Annotated in this window: 1 protein-coding gene; it reads left to right on the top strand. The window is 68.7% G+C overall.

The features are described from left to right. A partial coding sequence (locus tag D7V93_RS43985; RefSeq protein WP_120648750.1) for a flagellar hook-basal body complex protein occupies nt 1-467 on the top strand: 467 nt, incomplete at both ends.

The raw sequence follows: 467 nt of genomic DNA, 5'->3' as shown, positions 1-467 counted from the left end.
CCACCGGGTTCAAGGCGCAGATCGACGCGTTCCATACGGTGGGTGTGCAAGGCGAGGGCTCGCCCACGCGCAGCTACGTCATGGCCTCGGCCATCGGTACGGACCTAGCGCCCGGCCCGATCGAGACCACTGGCCGCAGCCTGGACGTGGCCATCGACGGACAAGGCTTCTTTGCCGTGCAGACGCCGGATGGCGGTGAGGCTTACACCCGCGCCGGTACGTTCCAACTGGGCCCGGACGGCACGATCCAGACGCTCTCAGGCCAGCCCGTACTGGGCGACGGCGGTCCGATCACGCTGCCGCCCAACACCACGGTGCAGTTTGCCAAGGACGGTACGGTCAACGCGATCAGTGCCGACAGCCGTACGCCGCCGGTGTCGCTGGGCCGACTGAAACTGGTGAGCATCGACCCGGCGAACATCGACCGCGGCGCGGACGGCCTGTTCCGCCAGCGCGACGGCCAGGAC

Source organism: Corallococcus llansteffanensis (genome assembly GCF_003612055.1).
GTDB lineage: Bacteria > Myxococcota > Myxococcia > Myxococcales > Myxococcaceae > Corallococcus > Corallococcus llansteffanensis.
Note: the sequence above shows the minus strand (reverse complement) of the source record. Positions and strands in the feature narration are given on the sequence as shown.